This window comes from Citrobacter sp. Cpo061, assembly GCF_030332845.1.
Classification (GTDB): Bacteria; Pseudomonadota; Gammaproteobacteria; order Enterobacterales; family Enterobacteriaceae; genus Citrobacter; species Citrobacter portucalensis.
Genome location: NZ_JAOWHB010000036.1, coordinates 406,454 through 428,559, shown reverse-complemented (window position 1 = coordinate 428,559; position 22,106 = coordinate 406,454). Strand labels below are relative to the sequence as shown.

The 22,106-nt window shown below is 52.2% G+C and carries 23 protein-coding genes and 1 pseudogene; 9 read left to right on the top strand and 15 right to left on the bottom strand.

Annotated elements, in window-relative coordinates; translation table 11 throughout:
• Positions 1-85: 85 nt before the first annotated feature.
• Entirely contained in the window at positions 86-1,183 is a 1,098-nt protein-coding gene (locus OGX97_RS08065; RefSeq protein ID WP_167819898.1) for an alkene reductase, read from the bottom strand.
• Positions 1,184-1,237: 54 nt separating this feature from the next.
• Positions 1,238-1,837, bottom strand: a complete 600-nt coding sequence (locus OGX97_RS08060) for a TetR/AcrR family transcriptional regulator (protein ID WP_003836447.1) — start codon at positions 1,835-1,837, stop codon at positions 1,238-1,240.
• 101 nt (positions 1,838-1,938) lie between these two features.
• Between OGX97_RS08060 and OGX97_RS08055 the strand changes: the two genes are divergently transcribed.
• From OGX97_RS08055 to sodC, 3 genes are all read left to right on the top strand, one after another.
• Positions 1,939-2,178, top strand: coding sequence for a DUF1289 domain-containing protein (locus tag OGX97_RS08055; RefSeq protein WP_003832768.1), 240 nt, complete (start codon positions 1,939-1,941; stop codon positions 2,176-2,178).
• A 49-nt stretch (positions 2,179-2,227) separates the two neighbouring features.
• Complete coding sequence (locus OGX97_RS08050; RefSeq protein WP_235123875.1) at positions 2,228-3,124, top strand: aldo/keto reductase; 897 nt, start codon at positions 2,228-2,230, stop codon at positions 3,122-3,124.
• A gap of 81 nt (positions 3,125-3,205) precedes the next feature.
• Entirely contained in the window at positions 3,206-3,730 is a 525-nt protein-coding gene (sodC, locus tag OGX97_RS08045) for a superoxide dismutase [Cu-Zn] SodC (RefSeq protein WP_235123859.1), read from the top strand.
• Here the strand turns inward: sodC and OGX97_RS08040 are convergent.
• The 3 genes and pseudogenes from OGX97_RS08040 to OGX97_RS08030 all read right to left on the bottom strand — a co-directional run bounded on the left by OGX97_RS08040 (position 3,706) and on the right by OGX97_RS08030 (position 6,845).
• Positions 3,706-5,746, bottom strand: a pseudogene (locus OGX97_RS08040) (FUSC family protein). The gene sodC and the pseudogene OGX97_RS08040 overlap by 25 nt on opposite strands.
• Positions 5,743-6,606 (bottom strand): efflux RND transporter periplasmic adaptor subunit, encoded by an 864-nt coding sequence (locus OGX97_RS08035; RefSeq protein ID WP_048214266.1) that lies wholly within the window; start codon positions 6,604-6,606, stop codon positions 5,743-5,745. Before OGX97_RS08035 ends, OGX97_RS08040 begins: the two are co-directional and overlap by 4 nt.
• Before the next feature lie 2 nt (positions 6,607-6,608).
• Positions 6,609-6,845, bottom strand: a complete 237-nt coding sequence (locus OGX97_RS08030; RefSeq protein WP_003029180.1) for a DUF1656 domain-containing protein — start codon at positions 6,843-6,845, stop codon at positions 6,609-6,611.
• 192 nt (positions 6,846-7,037) lie between these two features.
• Here OGX97_RS08030 and slyA point away from each other — a divergent pair, with 192 nt between their 5' ends.
• On the top strand, positions 7,038-7,478 hold the full coding sequence (gene slyA, locus OGX97_RS08025; RefSeq protein WP_008784672.1) for a transcriptional regulator SlyA: 441 nt from the start codon (positions 7,038-7,040) through the stop codon (positions 7,476-7,478).
• Between the two features lie 46 nt (positions 7,479-7,524).
• Here slyA and slyB read toward each other — a convergent pair whose 3' ends face one another.
• Complete coding sequence (gene slyB, locus OGX97_RS08020; protein WP_003029175.1) at positions 7,525-7,992, bottom strand: outer membrane lipoprotein SlyB; 468 nt, start codon at positions 7,990-7,992, stop codon at positions 7,525-7,527.
• A 274-nt stretch (positions 7,993-8,266) separates the two neighbouring features.
• On the opposite strand from slyB, the gene anmK reads away from it, so the two are divergent.
• The 5 genes from anmK to pdxY all read left to right on the top strand — a co-directional run bounded on the left by anmK (position 8,267) and on the right by pdxY (position 12,847).
• Positions 8,267-9,388 (top strand): anhydro-N-acetylmuramic acid kinase, encoded by a 1,122-nt coding sequence (gene anmK, locus OGX97_RS08015; protein ID WP_008784673.1) that lies wholly within the window; start codon positions 8,267-8,269, stop codon positions 9,386-9,388.
• Positions 9,389-9,475: 87 nt separating this feature from the next.
• A complete protein-coding gene (gene mliC, locus OGX97_RS08010) occupies positions 9,476-9,805 on the top strand; it encodes a C-type lysozyme inhibitor (protein WP_003029170.1) in 330 nt (109 codons plus the stop codon).
• Between the two features lie 59 nt (positions 9,806-9,864).
• Complete coding sequence (pdxH, locus tag OGX97_RS08005) at positions 9,865-10,521, top strand: pyridoxamine 5'-phosphate oxidase (protein ID WP_003029169.1); 657 nt, start codon at positions 9,865-9,867, stop codon at positions 10,519-10,521.
• Between the two features lie 126 nt (positions 10,522-10,647).
• On the top strand, positions 10,648-11,922 hold the full coding sequence (tyrS, locus tag OGX97_RS08000; protein ID WP_020996426.1) for a tyrosine--tRNA ligase: 1,275 nt from the start codon (positions 10,648-10,650) through the stop codon (positions 11,920-11,922).
• A gap of 64 nt (positions 11,923-11,986) precedes the next feature.
• Positions 11,987-12,847, top strand: coding sequence for a pyridoxal kinase PdxY (gene pdxY / locus OGX97_RS07995; protein ID WP_048214264.1), 861 nt, complete (start codon positions 11,987-11,989; stop codon positions 12,845-12,847).
• 76 nt (positions 12,848-12,923) lie between these two features.
• On the opposite strand, the gene gstA is transcribed toward pdxY, so the two are convergent.
• The 9 genes from gstA to rsxA all read right to left on the bottom strand — a co-directional run bounded on the left by gstA (position 12,924) and on the right by rsxA (position 22,035).
• A complete protein-coding gene (gene gstA, locus OGX97_RS07990; protein ID WP_003832787.1) occupies positions 12,924-13,529 on the bottom strand; it encodes a glutathione transferase GstA in 606 nt (201 codons plus the stop codon).
• 104 nt (positions 13,530-13,633) lie between these two features.
• Positions 13,634-15,139, bottom strand: a complete 1,506-nt coding sequence (gene dtpA / locus OGX97_RS07985; RefSeq protein WP_020996425.1) for a dipeptide/tripeptide permease DtpA — start codon at positions 15,137-15,139, stop codon at positions 13,634-13,636.
• A gap of 613 nt (positions 15,140-15,752) precedes the next feature.
• Positions 15,753-16,388: an endonuclease III gene (nth, locus tag OGX97_RS07980; protein ID WP_003029161.1), complete on the bottom strand. Its 636-nt coding sequence runs from the start codon at positions 16,386-16,388 to the stop codon at positions 15,753-15,755.
• A complete protein-coding gene (locus OGX97_RS07975) occupies positions 16,388-17,080 on the bottom strand; it encodes an electron transport complex subunit E (RefSeq protein ID WP_008784678.1) in 693 nt (230 codons plus the stop codon). Before OGX97_RS07975 ends, nth begins: the two co-directional genes overlap by 1 nt.
• Before the next feature lie 2 nt (positions 17,081-17,082).
• Positions 17,083-17,703 carry an electron transport complex subunit RsxG gene (rsxG, locus tag OGX97_RS07970; protein WP_032943336.1) on the bottom strand — a complete coding sequence of 207 codons (621 nt, stop codon included), beginning with the start codon at positions 17,701-17,703 and terminating at the stop codon, positions 17,083-17,085.
• A gap of 9 nt (positions 17,704-17,712) precedes the next feature.
• Positions 17,713-18,765, bottom strand: coding sequence for an electron transport complex subunit RsxD (gene rsxD / locus OGX97_RS07965; protein ID WP_279850569.1), 1,053 nt, complete (start codon positions 18,763-18,765; stop codon positions 17,713-17,715).
• A complete protein-coding gene (rsxC, locus tag OGX97_RS07960) occupies positions 18,766-20,883 on the bottom strand; it encodes an electron transport complex subunit RsxC (RefSeq protein ID WP_048235436.1) in 2,118 nt (705 codons plus the stop codon).
• The gene (rsxB, locus tag OGX97_RS07955; RefSeq protein WP_032943340.1) at positions 20,876-21,454 is read right to left on the bottom strand and encodes an electron transport complex subunit RsxB; all 579 of its coding nucleotides are present in this window, start codon (positions 21,452-21,454) and stop codon (positions 20,876-20,878) included. The genes rsxC and rsxB overlap by 8 nt, the downstream gene beginning before the upstream one ends.
• Positions 21,454-22,035 carry an electron transport complex subunit RsxA gene (rsxA, locus tag OGX97_RS07950; protein WP_003029144.1) on the bottom strand — a complete coding sequence of 194 codons (582 nt, stop codon included), beginning with the start codon at positions 22,033-22,035 and terminating at the stop codon, positions 21,454-21,456. Before rsxA ends, rsxB begins: the two co-directional genes overlap by 1 nt.
• Between the last annotated feature and the right edge of the window lie 71 nt (positions 22,036-22,106).

Sequence of the window (22,106 nt, the reverse complement as noted above, 5' to 3'; positions counted from 1 at the left end):
CGAAAATGGCTAATACATTCAAAATGTTGTTTTAGTATAGCGGCGTTGTTACGCCGCTATCAATGGCAGAACGGAGATTGTGACGTTAGAGGGTAGGATAGTCGGTGTAACCTTCCGCGCCGCCGCCGTAGAAACTCTCGGCACGTTGCGGATTCAGTTCTGCTTTTCGTTGCAGACGCGCCACCAGATCCGGGTTAGCAATATAGGCGCGACCAAAAGCAACGGCGTCGATCAGACCTTTCTCGATCAGCGCTTCTGCTTTTTCTGGGGTGTAAGCACCAGCACCAATGATAGGGCCGTGGAAGCGCGCGCGAACTTTTTCGCGGAACGCATCGGAATACGGCTCGCCACCGGCCCAGTCCGGCTCAGACATGTGCAGGTAAGCGATTCCGCGCTTGCCCAATTGTTCAATCAGATACAGCGCATCGGCTTCTTCGTTTGGACCATTGTCTACGTTCTGGAAAGTGCCAATCGGGGAGACGCGAATACCAATGCGATCGGCACCCCATTCTTTAATTCCGGCATCAACCACTTCCAGTACCAGACGCGCACGATTTTCGACGCTGCCACCGTATTGATCGGTACGCTGGTTAGACGTTGGCGACAGGAACTGGTGCAGCAGGTAGCCGTGGGCAGAGTGCAGTTCAACCATATCGAAACCCGCTTCGCGCGCATTGGCTATCGCCTGACGGAAGTCATTAACGATGCCCGGAATCTCTTCGGTTTCCAGCGCACGCGGCATTGAGGTATCGGCACGCGTTGCCAGGCCGTTTTCATCGCGCAGCGAGGTGCGGGTTCCAGCGCTAATCGCGGAAGGTGCAACTGGAGCTCGACCGTTTGGCTGCAGACTGGCGTGAGAGATGCGTCCAGTGTGCCACAACTGGACAGCAATATGACCTTGCTCAGCGTGTACGGCAGCAGTGATTTTCTTCCATGCGGCAATTTGCGCTTCGCTGTGTAAGCCGGGTGCTCCGGCATAGCCTTTAGCCTGTGCGGAAATCTGCGTCGCTTCGCTGATGATAAGACCCGCGCTGGCGCGTTGACGGTAATACTCGGCCATCAGCGGAGTAGGGATGTCGCCAGGCTCAATACTGCGCAGACGCGTCAGTGGCGCCATAAATACGCGGTTTGCTGCCGTAATGGCACCCACTTTCAGTGGGGAAAACAGTTTTTCAGATGACATGTGGTACTCCTGAATAGACCGGTCGTCTAGTGATAAAGAAAATAAAAACGCCTGTTAAACGGCAGGCGTTGTGATGATGTTTTTAACGTGCGCCAGCGCATTTTCCAGCGGAGTGGCGCTACGAGAAATCTTGGCCTGCAGGTTGGCGCCAAGCCACAGCGCATACAGTACCTGCGCCTGCTGTAACGGTTCGCCAACAAAAGACAGACAATGGCTGGCCTGACCTTTCTCCAGCGCCTGCGCTAACAGCACAATAATGTGCCGCGCGCCTTTATCCATCGCTGTGCGCATATCTTCTGACAGATCGCACACTTCGGCAGACAGTTTTACAGTTAAACAGCCGCTAATAATGCCGTGCTGGCTAAACTGGTTCAGGGTTTCCTGATAGTAGGCCAGAATGCGATCGCGGTAGTTTCCCGCTCCCGTATCAAAGTGCGTAGCCAGTCGCTGATGATAGGCCGCATAGTGGCGTTCCAGCATCGCGACACCGAACGCTTCTTTAGAGCGAAAGTAATGATAAAACGAACCTTTGGGTACTTCAGCGGTTTTCAGTAGTTCGCTTAACCCCATGCCGGTGAAGCCGCGCTGCATACACAGCAGTTCGCCAGTCGCCAGCAGATGTTCGCGTGTATCGTGTTCAGTGATTTTGTTCATGGGAAGGAGTGTAATAGACCAGTCGGTCTAATGCAATAGCGCTTGCGAGAAATTCAGTTAACGTCTTCAATAGGTATATCAATCTTATTAAAGGAGGGGATGTGGCCGAACAGCTGGAGTTTTTCCCCGTCCAGAGCCCATGCCGTGGAATATGTCAGTCTGACGAACGCGGCTTTTGCCGTGGCTGTTTTCGCAGTCGGGATGAGCGTTTTAACTGGCAAAAGATGAGCGATACCCAAAAGCAGGAAGTGCTGCGGCTTTGTCGTCAGCGCCTGATGCGTAAATTACGTGCAAACAAAGCCAACCCTTCGGAAGAACCGCAACAACCTTCACTCTTTTAAAAGCGTAATTGCGTATACTCGAGGCACATTCACTTAAAAGGAAGCTGCTATGGTTCAGCGTATTACTATTGCGCCGCAAGGCCCGGAATTTTCTCGCTTTGTGATGGGGTACTGGCGCCTGATGGACTGGAATATGTCCGCGCGCCAGCTAGTCAGCTTTATTGAAGCGCATCTGGATCTTGGCGTGACCACCGTCGATCACGCCGATATTTACGGTGGATACCAGTGTGAAGCGGCGTTTGGTGAAGCAATGAAACTGGCTCCGCATTTGCGTGAAAAAATGCAGATTGTGACCAAATGCGGGATCGCGACGACGGCGCGCGCGGAAAATGCGCTGGGCCACTACATCACCGACAGTGCACATATTATTGCCAGTGCGGAAGAGTCGCTGAAGCTGCTGGCGACCGATCATATTGATCTGCTGCTGATCCACCGTCCCGATCCGCTTATGGATGCTGACGATGTCGCCGACGCTTTTAAAAAATTGCACCATAGTGGCAAAGTGCGTCACTTTGGCGTCTCCAACTTCACCCCGGCACAGTTCTCATTGCTGCAATCGCGTCTGTCGTTTACTCTGGCGACCAACCAGGTAGAAATTTCACCAGTACATCAGCCGCTCCTGTTGGATGGTACTTTAGATCAACTGCAACAGCTGCGCATTCGCCCGATGGCCTGGTCCTGTCTCGGCGGTGGTCGCCTGTTTAATGATGATGCTTTCCAGCCTTTACGTAATGAGCTTGCCGTGATTGCTGAAGAGTTGAATGCGCAATCTATTGAGCAGGTGGTATACGCCTGGATTTTACGTCTGCCGTCTCAGCCGCTGCCGATTATTGGCTCAGGAAAAATAGAGCGTGTACGTGCTGCCATTGAGTCTGAGTCGCTGAACATGTCTCGCCAGCAATGGTTCCGCATTCGTAAAGCGGCGCTGGGTTACGACGTACCCTAATCGCGTTTTTGGCGCATCTCCGTTCAAAATTGTGTCACTGGTTTACACTTAACAATCAGACACCTTTTGGACGGAGGTCTTATGAAGCGTTTGAGTTTGGCCATCATCACTCTACTCGCCTGTGCAGGTGCGCAGGCTGCCAATGAAGAAAAAGTGACGATGAATCTGGTCACGTCGCAAGGCGTCGGCCAGGCGATTGGTACGGTCACTATTGCTGAAACCGCAAAGGGGCTGGAGTTTACGCCCGATCTGAAAGCGTTGCCGCCAGGTGAACATGGCTTCCATGTGCATATGAATGGCAGCTGCCAACCCGCGATTAAAGAAGGGAAAGCCTCAGCCGCAGAATCGGCTGGTGGCCATTATGATCCGCATCAAACCGGTAAACATGAAGGCCCGGAAGGCGCAGGTCATATGGGCGACCTGCCGCTATTGGTGGTGAATAACGAAGGTAACGCCACAACGCCGGTCGTTGCGCCGCGGCTGAAAACGATCGATGAGGTTAAAGGCAAAGCGCTGATGATCCATGTGGGCGGCGATAATATGTCCGATCAACCGAAACCGCTTGGCGGTGGCGGAGCGCGCTACGCCTGTGGTGTTATCAAATAATCAACGACTGAGAGTACCCGGCGGCGGCGCCTGTTCGAGTTGTGAAAGCGAGCAGTGTAGCCGCCAGACCAGTGCCGACAGTTCCTGCGCAGCGGGTTGATGATGGTGGGCAAGCGTATCGCAGATGCGCTGTAGCTCATTCAGCGTGGCATTCAGTGGTCGTTGCTGGACGCCACGTTCGCTCATTACATCGCGCAGCAGCGAGATACACACGTCCCTGACGCGAGCCAGCGGATCGGAACGCGCCTCCCAGGTGCGCAGTTGCCACACCACATGCGAGCAGTTCAGTAAAACGACCCCCCAACGTAATAACCAGCGTCGCGCCAGCGCATCCTGACTGTTGCTGAGCTGGCTGACGTGATGATACGTCAGCGATTCAAATTCGTTTTCACTCAGTGATGGATGTCGGCTGAGCTGATCGACAAAATCCCGGCGCAGGGCGCGAATATGGCGGCGACTTTTCCGTGCATCCGATCCGGGGCGCAGAATGGCGAAGGCCAGCCATGACAGCGCCACGCCGGTGATTTTCGCCATATTGTCATTCAGGAAATCAGCAAAATCATATACCGGCGGATTGGTCACCGCGATAAACGAACCCATAAATACAATCAGCTGCCCCCAAAGACCTGCCAGGGCAGGCATTTGTAGCTTCAACAGTTGCATGGTGGCGAGTAGTGGGAAGAGAAAGAGAATAAACTGCCAAAGGTCGGAAATTTGCACCATCAGGCCAAACTTAACTACAAAGCTAAATAGCGACAGTAGAACCAGCGTACGCATCAGCAAAGAAAGCGACTTGAACGGTGTGGCAACGGCGGAATACAGCACACTGCTGATCGCGGCGAGCGTGAGTGCGCCAGAGCCTGATTCCCATTGTGCACCAATGCTCCATGCGCCGATAAGCATCAAAGTGCAGAACGTACGCAACCCGCTCCAGATAGCTTCCGCATTATCGGTATGACGGGCAAGTCCCGGCGTGCGGGCGATATTAATACGCTCGGCGGTAACACCATTTTCCAGTAAATGCAGATAATGACTGCTGCGCAGGTAGAGCCGACAAAAATAACGCAGTCGTTGCCAGAAGGCGACGTGTCGATAGTCGCGGGCATCGACGGGCCGCAGCGGGGCAATAATACATGCGACGGTGTAGCTATTCGCATTGGATTTTATTAGTTCGCTGAGCAACTGCTCGATGATTTCCCGGGTGTTGGACGGGGGATTAGGCCAGTTCAGCAGCATCCTGCGCAGACTGGAAATCACGCTGGTCATCCGTAACTGCTGGTGCAACAGCGAATTGAGCAAAGCATTCTGGCGACGAAAGCGGTAATGACTCCAGAATGCCTGAATACGCAGCAGGTTCATGGTCAGAATCTGCCCGATAACACCTTCATGGGCTGTGCGAATGGCATCCGTGGTTTCTGGTTGCCAGAGTAGACTGGCATGTTCCAGTAAACGTGAATGCATGTTTTTCAATGCAGTCAGTAACGTGGTGCCATCGGAGGTGCTGGGCAGGATCATCATCATCACGCCGCCACACAGGATACCGACGATGACTTCACACACGCGTGCCTGCGCGATATCCCATAACTGCGTAATTTCCACGGTATTGACCATGGGAAACGCAATGATCGCCGCCGTATAACCCGCCAGTTGAAAGGCGTAGGCAACGTTATTGGTGAAGTGCGCGCATGCCCAGGTACAAAAACCGATCCACACTGACATGCTCAGCAAAAACAGCCACGGCTCATTGAGAGTATGACCGGCAATAATCAATGCGGCGGTGGCTCCCAGTAGGCTACCCGCCACGCGACCCAGACTTTTGCTGATAACCCCGCCAACGGTGGGAAAACTAACCACCGCCGCCGAGGTCATCGCCCAGTAGGGCTCGTCCAGATTCAGATAATAAGCAAAAGTTAACGCCAGACACATCGCAATGGTGTTACGCAGCGCATAACGCCACTGTGCCGCTGTGGCTTTAAACCACGGCAAATTGCCTGGTGTCAGGCGGGGCTGTTTCATTTACGCTGGCCGATGGATACGCTGCAGGTTGTACCTGACACAAGCGTGACCTCCCGCGGCAAGGCGTCGAATTCGATGCGTACCGGGACACGCTGCGCCAGACGCACCCACGGCACGTTGGGTTTGATGTCGGGAATCAGGCCGGAATCACTTTCCACACTTTGATCGTAGATGGCACGGCCAATACTGGAAACGTGACCCTGTAACTTTATATTGCCACTGTAGAGCGTAATCGTCGCAGGTGCGCCTTCTCGAATATGGCGCAATTTGGTTTCTTCAAAATACCCCATCACATAAAAAGAGTGACTGTCGACAAGGGCAAACAGGGGCTTACCGGTTGAAGCGTAATCACCGGTACGGGTAGACAGGTTTGTGACCCAGCCCGCCACGGGGGATTTGACCACCGTTTGCGTCAGTTGCCACTGGGCCTGGCGCAGACTGGCTTCTGCTGCTTCAACGCTTGCCTGCATGGCTTTCACGTTGAGATTTGCGGTATCCAGATCCTCGGCTGAGATGTAATTTTGCGATAAATGACGGCGGCGGTTGGCTTCGTTATTGGCTTTCGCCAGGTCAGACTGCGCTTTTGCCAGTTGCGCTTGCGCATTCAGTTCAGCAATGTGAAATGGCGTCTTGTCGATAATAAAAAGGACATCGCCTTTATTCACAAACTGGTTATCTTTTACATAGAGTTCGCTAATGCTGCCTGACACCTGCGGCGTGATGCTGACCTGCTCAGCACGTACTTTGCCATCACGTGTCCAGGGCGATTGCATATAGTAATTCCACATCCACCATCCGGCGAAAACTGCGATTGCAGCGACTATAATAGTGGAGAAGTATTTAACGGTTTTAAGCGACATAATCACCACGCTATCAGCATAACAAAGGCCAGACATACGCAAAGCGTAAAGAGTGACAGATCCATTAGCAGGGGATGCCAGATTTCGCCGGAGTAAATCCAGTCGCGCAGCAGGCGATGAACAACCAGCCAGAGAATAAATCCTGCTACAATCGCCTTGAAAACAGGAGGAAAGTAGACAGATGCGCCGATCATTAAATCTTGTAGGGGCAATCCTGTTGCATTAAACATAAACTTCACGGGCAAAATCCTTGACGGAAGAGAGCATTGCTATAGGTTTAGCAAAAAAGAGACAATGAGTCTCCGTAACGCATAATGTCTGAAAAAATGTCAGCCGGTAAGCAAATTTGGCAATACATTTGTTTTGGGAATACAAATGCTGCACACTATTCTAAAATCAGCACAATAACTTAGCAAGCTAATTATAAGGAGATGAAATTGGAATCGCCATTAGGTTCTGATCTGGCACGGTTGGTGCGCATTTGGCGTGCTCTGATTGACCATCGCCTGAAACCTCTGGAGTTGACGCAGACGCATTGGGTTACGCTGCACAACATTCATCAGTTGCCGCCGGATCAATCGCAGATTCAGTTGGCTAAAGCGATTGGCATCGAGCAGCCTTCGCTGGTACGTACGCTTGACCAGTTGGAAGAAAAGGGACTCATTTCACGACAGACTTGCGCCAGCGATCGTCGAGCTAAGAGAATTAAACTGACAGAGAAGGCTGAGCCGCTGATCGCTGATATGGAAGCGGTGATCAACAAAACACGTGGAGAAATTCTGGAAGGGATTTCAGCTGAGGAAATTGATCTGCTGATTAAGCTGGTTGCCAAACTCGAACACAATATTATTGAACTGCAGTCACAAGGTTGAAACGATAAGTTACGTGTGGCCAGAGCCTGACCACACGTGAATTCGATTAGCGTGGAGACACGGTAACCTGGCTGCCGTTGTTAGCCATAACAACGCGCTGGCCGGCTGAAAACTTGGTCGCACCCTGTTTCTGAACCACCATGATGGTATTACCATCATCCTTACGGATTTCCAGTTCCACACCCTGGGTTTTATTCATCGCACCTTGTACGCCTTGACCCGCTACGCCACCGGCAACTGCACCTGCCGCTGTGGCTAATGAACGACCCGTACCGCCGCCGACGGTGTTACCAAGGAACCCGCCGAGTACCGCACCACCAATAGCACCAATCACGTTTGCGTCATCGCCACCCTGGATTTGCACCGGACGAACATGAACAATCGTACCGTAGGTAACGTTCTGAACTTGTTTCGCTTCGGATGCGGTATATACGTCGCCTGAAAGGCTGTCATTGTTAACGCAACCCGCTAAAGATACGCCCATTAATGAAACAATCAGCACACGTTTAATCATTTACAAATCTCCTTTGTCACCACGAAACGCTAATAAAGCACCTTTCATGGCTAAATTATATGGCATTTGTGAGCCTAAGGTCACATGTTCTACTGGAACAATATGAAAATCTTAACCGAAATCGGATCAACCGAGTATAAACGAATCATTCATGTAATTGATGTAATTAAACGATCATTGTAATGATTAGCCACCAAAAATCATTAAGGAAGCATGGCATTAGTCGACACTTTATGGTTGAGTGTCAAGGCTAATTTGCTTAAAAGGATGACCTATGAAATCGGGCCGTTTTATCGGTGTAATGTCTGGAACCAGCCTTGATGGCGTCGATGTTGTGCTGGCGACAATAGATGAAACGATGGTTGCGCAGCAGGCGAGTCTGACCTGGCCCATCCCCATTCATGTTAAACAAGCGATTCTGGATATCTGCCAGGGGCAGCAGCTTACACTTTCTCAGTTTGGTCAGTTAGATGCACAGCTCGGTTATCTATTTGCTGAGGCGGTGAATGCGCTGTTGGCGCAAGAAAAATTGAAACCGCAGGATATCGTTGCGATTGGTTGCCACGGGCAAACCGTGTGGCATGAACCGAACGGTGCTGCGCCGCACACGCTGCAAATTGGTGATAACAACCAGATTGTCGCGCGTACCGGGATAACCGTAGTCGGCGATTTTCGTCGACGTGATATCGCCCTCGGCGGGCAGGGTGCACCGCTCGTTCCCGCGTTTCACCAGGCACTTCTGGCACATCCAACGGAACGGCGAATGGTGTTAAACATCGGCGGAATTGCCAATCTGTCTCTGCTTATTCCGCAACAACCCGTTCGCGGATACGACACCGGGCCGGGCAATATGCTGATGGATGCATGGATCTGGCGGCAATGTGGCCAGCCCTACGACAAAGATGCGCAGTGGGCCATTTCAGGAACGGTGATCCTGCCGTTGCTGCAGAATATGCTTAACGACCCTTATTTTTCCGCGCCTGCGCCGAAAAGCACCGGCCGTGAGTATTTTAATTACGGCTGGATAGAGCGTCATCTGGCGCAGTTTCCGGGAATTAGCCCACGAGATGTACAGGCGACGCTTGCCGAACTGACGGCAGTAACCATTTCAGAGCAGGTCTTGTTAAGCGGCGGCTGTGATCGACTCATGGTTTGCGGTGGAGGAAGCCGTAATCCACTGCTGATGATGCGTCTGGCGGCATTATTACCGGGTACAGAGGTTACCTCTACTGATGAAGCCGGGATCAGCGGTGATGATATGGAAGCGTTAGCCTTTGCCTGGCTTGCGTGGCGAACGCTGGCCGGATTACCGGGAAATTTACCGTCTGTGACGGGGGCGTCAGAGCCGAGTGTTTTAGGGGCAATTTATCCTGCCAATCCACGAACTCAGAGTTAACTGAAATTATTCAGCGCGGTGTGCCGGTAAACTAAGGATATTAGGGAGGGTGCCATTACCCTCCAGGACCAGGAAAGTCTTCAGGATATGGCTATGAAAAAACTGTTGTTAGTGTGTCTGCCCGTACTGCTTAGCGGTTGTAGTGTGTACAACCAATTTGTCGAGCGTATGCAAACGGATACGCTTGAATACCGCTGCGACGAAAAACCGCTGACGGTGAAGCTGAACAATACCCGCCAGACGGCAAGCTTTGTTTATGATAATCAGCTATTGAACCTCAAACAGGGCGTGTCGGCATCAGGTGCACGTTATACCGATGGTATCTACGTATTTTGGTCTAAAGGCGACGAGGCAACGGTCTATAAACGAGACAGAATTGTGCTAAATAACTGTCAGTTACAGAACCCGAAGCGTTGAGATTTTCACCTGGGCGGCGCACAATAGCGTCACCCACTGACAATCCGTAGCCCAACATCATGTCTGATAACGACGAATTGCAGCAAATCGCGCATCTGCGCCGTGAATACACGAAAGGCGGTCTTCGCCGCCGCGATCTTCCCGCCGAACCCCTTGCGCTGTTTGAGCGCTGGCTGGGGCAAGCCTGTGATGCCAAACTGGCCGATCCCACCGCAATGGTCGTTGCGACCGTCGATGAAAATGGTCAGCCGTATCAGCGTATCGTGTTACTCAAGCATTATGATGACAAAGGGCTGGTGTTCTATACCAACCTTGGTAGCCGTAAGGCGCATCAGATCGAGAAAAATCCACGCATCAGCCTTTTATTTCCCTGGCATACGCTGGAACGGCAGGTGATGGTGATCGGCAAGGCAGAGCGTCTTTCCACACTCGAAGTGGTGAAATACTTCCACAGTCGCCCACGCGATAGTCAGATTGGCGCCTGGGTCTCAAAACAATCCAGTCGAATCTCCGCGCGCGGTATTCTCGAAAGCAAATTCCTCGAACTGAAGCAGAAGTTTCAGCAAGGGGAAGTTCCTCTGCCCAGTTTCTGGGGCGGCTTTCGCGTGAGTATTGAACAAATGGAGTTCTGGCAGGGCGGTGAAAACCGTCTGCACGATCGTTTTTTATACCAACGCGAAGATAACGCGTGGAAAATTGATCGCCTGGCCCCCTAAAGATGCAAATTTCTTGTTTTAAGCGCTGGTGCTGATCAATCCGGCGCTTTATTCTATGTTTCTTTCGCATCAGGCGAAAAGTCGTGTACCGGCAAAGGTGCAGTCGTTTTATACATGGAGATTTTGATGGCAAGCAGTAACTTGATTAAACAATTGCAAGAGCGGGGGCTGGTGGCCCAGGTGACGGACGAGGAAGCGTTAGCAGAGCGACTGGCGCAAGGCCCGATCGCGCTCTATTGCGGCTTCGATCCTACCGCTGACAGCTTGCATTTGGGGCATCTGGTTCCATTGTTATGCCTGAAACGCTTCCAGCAGGCAGGCCATAAGCCTGTTGCACTGGTAGGTGGCGCAACCGGTCTGATTGGTGACCCGAGCTTTAAAGCCGCCGAGCGTAAACTGAATACCGAAGACACTGTGCAGGAGTGGGTGGATAAAATCCGCAAACAGGTTGCACCGTTCCTCGATTTCGACTGTGGCGACAACTCGGCGATTGCTGCGAACAACTACGACTGGTTTGGCGGTATGAACGTACTGACTTTCCTGCGTGATATCGGCAAACACTTCTCCGTTAACCAGATGATCAACAAAGAAGCGGTTAAGCAGCGTCTGAACCGTGACGATCAGGGGATCTCCTTTACCGAGTTTTCTTACAACCTGCTGCAGGGTTATGACTTTGCCTGCCTGAACAAACTGCACGGCGTGGCACTGCAGATTGGTGGTTCTGACCAGTGGGGTAACATTACTTCGGGTATCGATTTAACCCGTCGTTTGCACCAGAATCAGGTGTTTGGTCTGACCGTTCCGCTGATCACTAAAGCTGATGGCACCAAATTCGGTAAGACGGAAGGCGGCGCAGTGTGGCTGGATCCGAAGAAAACCAGTCCGTACAAATTCTACCAGTTCTGGATCAACACCGCCGATGCGGACGTTTATCGCTTCCTGAAATTCTTCACTTTCATGGACATTGAAGAAATCAATGCGCTGGAAGAAGAAGATAAAAACAGCGGTAAAGCGCCGCGTGCCCAGTATGTTCTGGCCGAACAGGTTACGCGTCTGGTTCACGGTGAAGAAGGTCTGGTCGCGGCAAAACGCATTACCGAAAGCTTGTTCAACGGCAATCTCAGCGATTTGAGTGAAGCAGATTTCGAACAGCTGGCGCAGGATGGCGTGCCGATGATCGAGATGGACAAAGGTGCCGATTTGATGCAGGCGCTGGTGGACTCCGAGCTGCAACCTTCTCGCGGTCAGGCACGTAAGACTATTGCGTCAAACGCGGTAACCATCAACGGTGAGAAGCAGTCCGATCCGGAATATTTCTTCCAGGATAGTGATATCCTGTTCGGGCGCTATACCTTACTGCGCCGTGGCAAGAAGAACTATTGTCTGATTTGCTGGAAGTAAGATTGAGTTAGCAGGGGCGTGGGAAACTACGCCCCTTTATTTTTTCAGGGTTGTGGTAAGTAAAATGAAGAATATCCTCGCCATCCAGTCCCACGTTGTTTTTGGTCATGCGGGCAACAGTGCAGCAGAATTTCCGATGCGTCGTCTTGGCGCAAATGTCTGGCCGCTGAATACCGTTCAGTTTTCAAACCACACGCAGTATGGCAAATGGACCGGTTGCGTTATGCCGCCGAGCCACCTGACTGAAATTGTTCAGGGCATTGCTGATATTGATAAACTCCAGACCTGTGACGCAGTACTGAGCGGCTATCTTGGCTCAGCAGAACAGGGCGAGCATATTCTGGGTATTGTACGCAAGGTAAAAGCGGCAAACCCGCAGGCAAAATACTTTTGCGATCCGGTGATGGGACACCCTGAAAAGGGGTGTATTGTTGCACCCGGAGTGGCGGAATTTCATGTACGCCATGCGCTTCCGGCCAGTGACATTATTGCCCCAAATCTGGTTGAGCTCGAAATTCTGTGCGAGCATGCGGTGAACAATGTCGACGAGGCCGTTGCAGCAGCGCGTGAACTGATCGCTCAGGGACCTGAAATTGTACTGGTGAAGCATCTGGCACGCGCAGGTATCAGCACCGACCGTTTCGAGATGCTGCTGGTCACCGCTGAACAGGCGTGGCATATCAGTCGTCCGTTAGTCGATTTTGGCGCACGTCAACCGGTTGGTGTGGGTGATGTGACGAGTGGCTTGTTGCTGGTGAAACTGCTGCAGGGCGCATCTTTACAGCAGGCGCTTGAGCATGTGACTGCGGCGGTGTACGAAGTGATGATTGCCACTAAAAATATGCACGAGTATGAGCTGCAGGTTGTGGCCGCACAGGATCGTATCGCCAAGCCTGAACACTACTTTAGTGCAACTCAGCTGTAATTAATGCCCGATGGCGCTCACGCTTATCGGGCATATTTTAGCTGTAGGCCGGGTAAGTGCCACCCGGCAACAACTATTAATTTAACCCTTCTGCTTTCAGCGCTGCGGCAACCGCCGGGCGTTCAGCCATTCGCGCCATATAGGCATCAATATTACTTAATCCTGCCATATTCAGCTTAACCGCATAGGCCCAACGCAGTACGGTAAACAGATAGGCATCGGCGATGCTGAAGCGCGGGCCGCAGATCCATTGGTTATCTTTCAGCGAGTCGTTCACATACTGCATTTTTTTCTCCAGCAGCGCGCGAACGGTTGGCTTGAAGTCTTCCGGCGTATCGGGACGGAACAGTGGCGTAAAGCCTTTATGCAGTTCAGTCGCAATGTAGTTAAGCCATTCGATGGTTTTGTAACGGGAGAGGCTGCTGGTAGGGGCAAGGAGCTGGCGGTCTGGCACGCTGTCCGCCAGGTATTGCATGATGGCGACACCTTCGGTAAGTAGCGTCCCGTCATCCAGCAACAGTGCGGGAACTTGCCCTTTTGGGTTTACCGCGAAAAAATCATCGCCATTTTCCAGACGTTTCTTCATCAGATCAACACCATCCAGCGTGAAATCTTTACCGCTCTCACGAAGTGTGATGTGGGAAGCGAGAGAACAAGCGCCCGGTTTGTAGAACAGTTTCATCGGTAACTCCTTTTGGCTGAGGTATATCGTATGGTAGTGCTACCTCAGGCAAAAAAAAAGCCGCTAACAACAGTTAGCGGCCTGAAAATGAGTTTCCCTGAGAATTACGCTGTCGCGGCCTTAGAGGCTTTCTCATTGACGTCATCGTCCTGAGTCATACGGTTCAGTTTCGGAGCCGTCAGCAGCATCAGAACAGCGATAACAGCCGTTGCGACACCAATCTGCAGGAACACACGACCGTAGACTTCAAGGGACATCAGCGGGTCAGTCACGTTCTCTGGTACAGCCATCATGTTAGCTACGTAGCCACCGATGATGTTTGCACCGGCAGTGGTCAGGAACCAGCTACCCATGATGAAGCCCATCAGGCGTTGCGGAACCAACTGTGCCACCATTGCCAGACCCAGACCGGAGATCATCAGCTCACCGATACTTTGCAGACCGTAGCAGATAATCAGCCAGTTAACGGAAACGATGCCTGCATCGGTAGCGAATTTCGCGCCCAGCGGCAGGATCAGGAATGCACCGGAACACAGCACCATACCAATCGCAAACTTGGTCGGCATCGGCAGGGTATCGCCCATCTTGTTATAGATAGCAGCGAGGATTGGGCTACCAATGATGATCCAGAACGGGTTCAGTGCCTGGTACTGTTCAGGTTCGAAAGCAATGCCAAGAATAGAGTGCTCAACGTTACGAATCGCAAAGAAGTTCAGTGAGGTCGGCATCTGGCTGTACAGCACGAAGAAGATAATCGCTTCCAGCATCAGGATGAAGGCGACGATCATTTTACGACGCGCAGCACCGTGCATGGTGAAGGCTTCTTTACCGAAGATGAACACGATACCCAGCGCAATGACACCCAGAACCATACGTGCGATCTGCTGGTTGTGCAGCAACCAGGTTGCAATCGCGATCAGTACCACAACGCCAGCAATGGTCAGCAGCAGGTTACGGAAGTTGATCGGTTCAAAGTCAGGTTTAGAACCATACTGTTTAACCCAGCGCTGACAGAATGCGAAGTTAACAACGGTAATCAGCATACCCACGACGCTCAGAGCGAACGCGGTGCTCCAGCCGTAGCGCGCAGCCAACCACGGTGTTGCCAGCATAGAGAAGAATGAACCGATGTTGACGGACATGTAGTACATGGTAAATGCACCATCAAGACGCGGGTCATCTTTGGCATAGCAGGTAGAGAGCAGGGAGGATGGGTTTGCTTTAAACAGGCCGTTACCGACCGCGATGGCCGCCATGCCCATATAAACGATACCCGCATCGTGACCGGACCATGCTACCAACGCATAACCGATGGCCAGCACAACGGCACCCAGCATAATGACACGTTTTGTTCCCAGAACTTTGTCACCTAACCAGCCGCCAATGGCAACCAGACCGTACACCAGGGCGCTAAAGGACGAGAAAAGGGTGATGGAATCCGCTTCTGACATACCCAGCTGTTTAACCAGGTAGACGGCCATAATCCCTTGCAGGCCGTAATAACCAAAACGTTCCCACAGCTCAATAGAGAAAATGAGATAGAACGCTTTTGGTTGTTTGAAGGCGTTTAAACTTACGCTTTCTGTTGGTTTATTGTTTGCAGTAGACACTTTTACCTCTTTTTTTACATCCCATATCAACGGGGGTGTTCAGGTACGTGATGAGTCAAGTTCATCCGTCCGATTGTTATAGTGGGAGGGGAAACGGCAAGTAATGTTCACTATCTTGACCATTCAGACAAGTGGTTTGTAATAATCTGTTACATATATCATGACTGGTGAAATCGTCGGGGCTGTGAAATGTTATCTAGCGTTAAATTTCTTCATTTCTAAAATGGCAGATTTTTACACTGTTTAATCACCGCCATAACCGCAATGTGGCGATATGTTCTGCTATTTAAGGTTGAATCCAGTGATATAGGCCATTATCTGAAAAATAGGCAGTGTAATGTTTTGTTTAGAAACTGTGCAGTTGGGTCATCTAATTGTCACCTTAACTAAAAAATAAAAATTTATTAACATTGTGTTAGCTGGATGATCTGGATCACGTATAGATAGAAATTTCTTTTGCTAAAAAAACGATTAACCTGCTCAGGTGTTAATTAACAAGAATATTGCATTAGATATGAGCAATTGAATGGCATCATTGTCGGGAAAATAAACGCAGGGGAGTGCATAACTAATCGTTATGTATGTAAGGGGCGAGGAGGATGCCCCGGCAGCATTAGATATCGACTTTCTCTTTGAATTCGCAGAGATCTTCAATAATACAGGAACCACAGCGCGGCTTTCTGGCGATGCAGGTGTAGCGACCATGAAGAATTAACCAGTGATGGCAATCGACTTTAAATTCACTGGGTACGACTTTCAGCAGCTTCTCTTCAACCTGCTCGACGTTTTTACCCGGGGCGAATTGCGTGCGATTACAGACGCGAAAAATGTGGGTATCTACAGCGATAGTGGGCCAGCCAAAGGCGGTATTTAACACCACATTAGCCGTCTTTCGCCCAACGCCGGGGAGAGCTTCTAACGCCGCACGGTCTTCTGGCACTTCACCATTATGTTGTTCCAGCAGAATGCGGCAGGTTTTAATTACGTTTTCCGCTTTGCTGTTAAACAAACCGATTGTCTTGATGTAGGACTTAACACCTTCAACACCGAGCTCCAGCATCGCAGCCGGCGTATTGGCGACGGGGTATAGCTTAGCTGTCGCTTTATTGACGCTGACATCGGTCGCTTGTGCGGAGAGCAAGACCGAAATCAACAGTTCAAACGGCGATGTAAAATTGAGCTCGGTTGTCGGATGCGGGTTGTTATCCCGCAGACGCGTCAGTATTTCCAGACGTTTTGCTTTGTTCATTACGCATTCCCTGTTTCACCCGCGGGACTGTCCACGACAGCCGCCTCGGCACGACGTTTCTTCATTTTCTCATCAATCAGATACTTCACTGCCAGCATCAGACCCAGGCCAATAAACGCGCCCGGTGGCAGCATGGCCAGCAGAAACGGCGTATCAGTATGGAAGATCTCAACGCGCAAGACTTTGGCCCAGCTACCCAACAAACCGTCTGCACCATCAAACAGTGTACCGTTACCAATTATTTCACGCAGCGAGCCCAGAACAAACATAGCACCTGTTGCGCCCATGCCGATGGAGAAACCATCAAGTGCGGATAACGCAGGGCCCTTTTTGGCGGCGAAGGCTTCTGCACGGCCAACAACAATGCAGTTGGTTACAATCAGCGGGATGAAGATGCCCAGAGACTGATACAGGCCGAAGGCGTAGGCATTGATCAACATCTGTACCGCACTCACCACGGAGGCGATAATCATGACATAAATCGGAATACGAATTTCTGGCGGTGTCCAGCGGCGAAGGGCTGAAATCGTCAGGTTGGTCAGCGTCAGGACGAGCGTAGTCGCAAGTCCAAGACCCAGCGCGTTAGTTGCGGTAGAAGTGACGGCCAACAGCGGACACATCCCAAGTAGTTGCACAAGCGCGGAGTTATTTTTCCATAACCCCTGGACAATCACGTCTTTAATTTCGCTCATGGTTATTCTCCACAGGCGCTAAGTTGAGGGAGTTGCGCAGGCAGCGTCTGCGCATACAGGCCGGCACGTTTAACCGCGTTAACCACCGCACGTGGTGTAATGGTTGCGCCAGTAAACTGGTCAAAGTCGCCGCCATCTTTTTTCACTGCCCAGTGAGAGGTGTTATCCGCAGAAATTGTTTTACCGCTAAAATGGGTGATCCAGTCGGACAGTCGCAGTTCGATTTTATCGCCCAGCCCAGGTGTTTCATGGTGTTCGGTAACCCGCGTACCCAACACGGTACCCGTGAAATCGACACCCACCAGCAGTTGAATCGCCCCGGAATAACCATCTGGCGCCGTAGCTTCAAGAATCGCAGCAACAGGACGATCGTCCTGGCGGGCAATATATACACGGTGCGTACCTTTGCCTAACGCTGGCGCATTGACCAGATAACAACTTTCAGACAAGTTATTATTGTAGCGATCGCCAGGCAGAACCTGATCGAACAGCGTTTTTTGCTGTATCGCGGCCTGTTCATCAATGGTTGACTTGGTTAATTGATTGATTGCTGCGGTTAACCCCGTTGAGCCCGCAGCAAACAGCGCTAGCGTAATACCGTGTTTACGAATCGTTTTCAGCATATCTAGTCCTTAGCGATGTCCGTACACGCGAGGGCGGGTGTAATAATCAATCAGGGGAACCGTGATATTTGCCAGCAACACGGCAAAAGCCACGCCATCAGGATAACCACCAAAACTACGTATCAACCACACTAACAGGCCCGCAAGCGCGCCAAAAATCAGACGACCACGGTTGGTTGTTGATGCTGTAACGGGATCGGTAAGAATAAAGAACGCACCTAACATCGTCGCGCCGGAAAGCAAATGCAACTGAGGCGATGCCAGTGAGTCTGGCGAAAAAATCCAACCTAAAGTGGCGCAAACGGCGAGCGACAGCAGGAAGCTAACCGGGATATGCCAGCGAATCGCTTTTTGCCATAACAGCACGATGCCACCAACCAGCCAGGCAAGGTTCACCCACTGCCAGCCAGCGCCTGCCAGCATGCCGCTGTAGATCGGGTATTGCATCACCTGCTCAACGGTACGTCCGGCATGCAGGGATGTCTTAAAAGTATCAAGAGGTGTTGCCTGACTGATACCATCGATACCCATACGCAGCGAATTCATATCACCTCCGCTGGCGGTATGCCCGTTAAAGATAACGTTCAGGGCGTCAAAGAAACCAGGCACCGTGGCCGCAATTTCATGCGGCGGCAGCCAACTGGTCATCTGTACCGGAAATGAGATGAGCAGCACGACATAACCAATCATGGCAGGGTTAAACGGGTTCTGCCCGAGCCCGCCATACAGGTGTTTCGCAATGATAACCGCAAATACCGTGCCTAATACCACCATCCACCATGGCGCGAGGGGCGGAATACTGACGGCCAAAAGCAACCCAGTGAGTAGCGCAGAGTTGTCTTTTAAAATTGCCACAATGGGTTGTTTACGCAGTTTAAGCACACCCGCTTCGGCAGCAATAGCGCTGATGGCAGCGAGAACGATCTGGAACAACGTGCCCCAGCCGAAGAACCACAGCTGAGCGGCGATCCCCGGCAATGCAGCAAGTAACACCAGCATCATGATACGCGATGTCTGGCGCTGGTTATGGGTATAAGGGGAGCTTGCTATTCTGAATACCATTTATTCCTCGTTTACAACCTGCTGCTGTGCGGCTTTCTTTGCCTGAGCGCGTGCGATGGCGGCCGCGACGGCGGCTTTACGTGGATCAACCGGCTCGGCTGTTTCTGTTACCGCTTCTTGTTCAAGCTTGCGGGCTTTGGCGCGGGCGATTGCCGCTTCCACGGCAGCTTTACGCGGATCAACCGGTTCGGTTGTTTCTGTTACCGCCTGCTGCTCGAGCTTGCGAGCTTTGGCGCGGGCGATTGCCGCTTCCACGGCAGCTTTACGCGGATCAACCGGTTCGACTGTTTCTGTTACCGCTGCTTGTTCAAGTTTGCGGGCTTTGGCGCGAGCGATTGCTGCTTCCACGGCGGCTTTACGTGGGTCAACCGGCTCGGCCGTTTCTGTTACCGCTTCTTGCTCAAGCTTGCGGGCTTTGGCGCGGGCAATTGCCGCTTCCACGGCAGCTTTACGCGGGTCTGTACCCGTGCTGCTGCCTTCACTTTGCGGCGGATTTTCCTTACGGGAAGCACGAGCTTGCGCCTTACGCGCCTCGCGTGCTGCAATCACGGCGCTATTGTCAGGTTTTTCACCTGCCTGAATGACCACCGGTTGCAGTGCCTGAGCCTGCTTTTCTTTTACGCGAGCCAGCGCGGCGGCAATGGCATCATGATCTTTGGCCGCCGGCTGAGCAGCGGCGCTCTTATGGCGTTCAAGACGTGCCGCTTTTTCACGTTCAAGGCGCGCCTGTCGGGCTTCAAACCGAGCTTTTGCTTCTGCGGCGCGCTTTTCTTCCTGACTAATGGCGTAAATCTCGGCTTTTTCCTGACGGAAATACTGTACCAGTGGAATATTGCTTGGGCATACCCAGGCGCAGGCACCGCATTCAATACAGTCGGCGATATTGTGGGCCGTCGCTTTGTCGTGCTGTTGCCCTTTACTGAACCAGTAAAGCTGTTGTGGCAGGAGATCGGCCGGACAGGCATCGGCGCATGCGCTACAGCGAATGCAGCCTTTCTCTTCTGGCGTTTCACCCATTTCACTGGCAGAGGGGGCCAGAAGACAGTTGGTTATCTTCACCACCGGGACATCCAGCCACGGCAGCGTAAAGCCCATCAGCGGCCCGCCCATAATCACCATCTGGTCGGCGGAAGGGCAGAAGCCCGCGTCGTTGAGCAGATGACGAACCGGCGTACCTAAACGCGCCCAGACGTTGCCCGGACGACTGACTGCTTCACCGGTTAGCGTCACGACACGTTCGGTGATCGGCTCTCCGTCGATTACTGCACGTTTAATTGCATAGGCGGTTCCGACGTTTTGCATCAATACGCCGATATCAGAGGAGCGTCCGCCGTGGGGAACCTGCTTGCCGGTCAGGATTTGTGTTAACTGCTTGGCCCCGCCGGATGGGTACTTGGTGGGGATCACGCGTAGGCTAATGTCGTGTGAATCAGCCAGCACCGCGCGCAGCATAGATATTGCCTGCGGTTTGTTATCTTCGATACCCAGGAGGATCTCGCGTGGCTGAAGAATGTGCGCCAGGATGCGGATACCTTCGACGACCTGAGCGGCACAGTCCTGCATCAGGCGGTCATCTGCCGTAATGTACGGCTCGCATTCGGCGGCGTTAATGATCAGCGTTTCAATTTTATCTCCGCCGCCCTGCAGTTTAACGCCGGTGGGAAAACCTGCGCCACCCAGCCCGGCGACGCCGTACTGATGAATACGCGCAATCAGCTCTTCCCGGCTGTGGGAGCGATAATCGGTCCAGCCGTCTCGCTCAATCCAGCGATCTTCGCCATCGGCGTCTATGATGACGCTCAACTCAGCCAGTGCCGAAGGATGCGCGGTGGAGTGCGGGGCAATGGCAACAACGGTGCCTGATGTTGGCGCATGGACTGGAAGCATTCTGCCACGTCCGCGGGTTAAGGGCTGACCACGCAGCACGGTGTCACCCACGTTTACGCACAGTTCACCCTCCGCACCAATATGTTGTTTCAGCGGAATAACGAAACGCGGCGCCAGCGGAACCTGTCGCAACGGCGTTCCGTTTGACTGGGTTTTCATTTCTGGTGGATGAATGCCGCCATCAAAGTCCCAGATTTTATTTTTTCTGAATGCAGAGAATAACTTAAACATGTTGTTCCACGGGAATGATGCGCACAGGGATGGTGTTTAAATCCCATTTCCAGCTATCGGGTGTCTCGGCTACCGGGCGTAATTCAATACATTGCGTCGGGCACGGGTCAACGCACAGGTTGCACCCGGTGCAGAGATCGCTCATTACCGTGTGCATGGCGCGGGTCGCGCCCACGATGGCATCGACCGGGCAGGCCTGAATACACTTAGTGCACCCAATACAGTTATTTTCATCAATGACCGCCAGCATTCGCACCGGCGTAACGTCTTGTTCATCGCCATCAATAGGCTGCGGATCGACATTCAGCAGGGCGGCAATTTTTAACATCACCGCTTCGCCGCCGGGGGCGCAACGGTTAATTTTTTCACCCTGAGACCCGATCGCTTCAGCATAAGGATGACAGCCCGGATAGCCGCACTGGCCACACTGGCTTTGCGGGAGAATTTCATCAATTTTCTCCACGACCGGATCATCTTCAACGGCAAAACGTCGTGAGGCGTATCCCAAAATAGCGCCGAACGCCAGACCCAGTAGACTCACTGCGGCAACGGCAATCCAGATAGCATTCATTACAACTTCACCAAACCACTAAAGCCCATAAAGGCCAATGACATTAAACCAGCGGTAATCAGCGCAATCGCATTGCCGCGAAACGGCGCTGGGACGTCCGCCACGGCGAGGCGTTCGCGGATCGCGGCGAACAGTACCATCACCAGCGAGAAGCCGACGGCGGCGGAAAAACCGTATAGCGCCGACTGTAAAAAGTTATGGCCGAGGTTGATGTTCAGTAGCGCAACACCTAACACTGCGCAGTTAGTGGTGATCAGCGGTAGAAAGATCCCCAGCAGGCGGTACAGCGCAGGGCTGGTTTTGCGCACAACCATTTCGGTAAACTGCACGACGACGGCGATAACCAGAATAAAAGCCAGCGTGCGCAGATAGATGAGATTGAGCGGAATTAGGATCCAGGTATCAATCAGCCAAGCGCAGATGGATGCCAGTGTCATGACAAACGTCGTGGCAAGGCCCATACCCATTGCGGTTTCCAGTTTTTTGGAAACGCCCATAAACGGGCAAAGGCCCAGAAACTTCACCAGTACAAAGTTATTGACCAGTACAGTTCCGACAAACAGCAGCAGGTAATCAGTCATTTTTCGGCCTGAAATAAAAAGCCGCCTATTATCTGACAATCTTCAACAGGCGACAACAGGTTAACTGTAGG

Coding starts and splice junctions, on each gene's coding strand:
- rsxB (WP_032943340.1), bottom strand. CDS start 21,454: ATGAATGCTATCTGGATTGCCGTTGCCGCAGTGAGTCTACTGGGTCTG.
- slyB (WP_003029175.1), bottom strand. CDS start 7,992: ATGATTAAACGTGTGCTGATTGTTTCATTAATGGGCGTATCTTTAGCG.
- slyA (WP_008784672.1), top strand. CDS start 7,038: ATGAAATTGGAATCGCCATTAGGTTCTGATCTGGCACGGTTGGTGCGC.
- OGX97_RS07975 (WP_008784678.1), bottom strand. CDS start 17,080: ATGAGCGAAATTAAAGACGTGATTGTCCAGGGGTTATGGAAAAATAAC.
- rsxC (WP_048235436.1), bottom strand. CDS start 20,883: ATGTTTAAGTTATTCTCTGCATTCAGAAAAAATAAAATCTGGGACTTT.
- rsxD (WP_279850569.1), bottom strand. CDS start 18,765: ATGGTATTCAGAATAGCAAGCTCCCCTTATACCCATAACCAGCGCCAG.
- mliC (WP_003029170.1), top strand. CDS start 9,476: ATGGCTATGAAAAAACTGTTGTTAGTGTGTCTGCCCGTACTGCTTAGC.
- anmK (WP_008784673.1), top strand. CDS start 8,267: ATGAAATCGGGCCGTTTTATCGGTGTAATGTCTGGAACCAGCCTTGAT.
- rsxG (WP_032943336.1), bottom strand. CDS start 17,703: ATGCTGAAAACGATTCGTAAACACGGTATTACGCTAGCGCTGTTTGCT.
- OGX97_RS08035 (WP_048214266.1), bottom strand. CDS start 6,606: ATGTCGCTTAAAACCGTTAAATACTTCTCCACTATTATAGTCGCTGCA.
- nth (WP_003029161.1), bottom strand. CDS start 16,388: ATGAACAAAGCAAAACGTCTGGAAATACTGACGCGTCTGCGGGATAAC.
- pdxH (WP_003029169.1), top strand. CDS start 9,865: ATGTCTGATAACGACGAATTGCAGCAAATCGCGCATCTGCGCCGTGAA.
- tyrS (WP_020996426.1), top strand. CDS start 10,648: ATGGCAAGCAGTAACTTGATTAAACAATTGCAAGAGCGGGGGCTGGTG.
- OGX97_RS08050 (WP_235123875.1), top strand. CDS start 2,228: ATGGTTCAGCGTATTACTATTGCGCCGCAAGGCCCGGAATTTTCTCGC.
- OGX97_RS08065 (WP_167819898.1), bottom strand. CDS start 1,183: ATGTCATCTGAAAAACTGTTTTCCCCACTGAAAGTGGGTGCCATTACG.
- gstA (WP_003832787.1), bottom strand. CDS start 13,529: ATGAAACTGTTCTACAAACCGGGCGCTTGTTCTCTCGCTTCCCACATC.
- OGX97_RS08060 (WP_003836447.1), bottom strand. CDS start 1,837: ATGAACAAAATCACTGAACACGATACACGCGAACATCTGCTGGCGACT.
- pdxY (WP_048214264.1), top strand. CDS start 11,987: ATGAAGAATATCCTCGCCATCCAGTCCCACGTTGTTTTTGGTCATGCG.
- rsxA (WP_003029144.1), bottom strand. CDS start 22,035: ATGACTGATTACCTGCTGCTGTTTGTCGGAACTGTACTGGTCAATAAC.
- sodC (WP_235123859.1), top strand. CDS start 3,206: ATGAAGCGTTTGAGTTTGGCCATCATCACTCTACTCGCCTGTGCAGGT.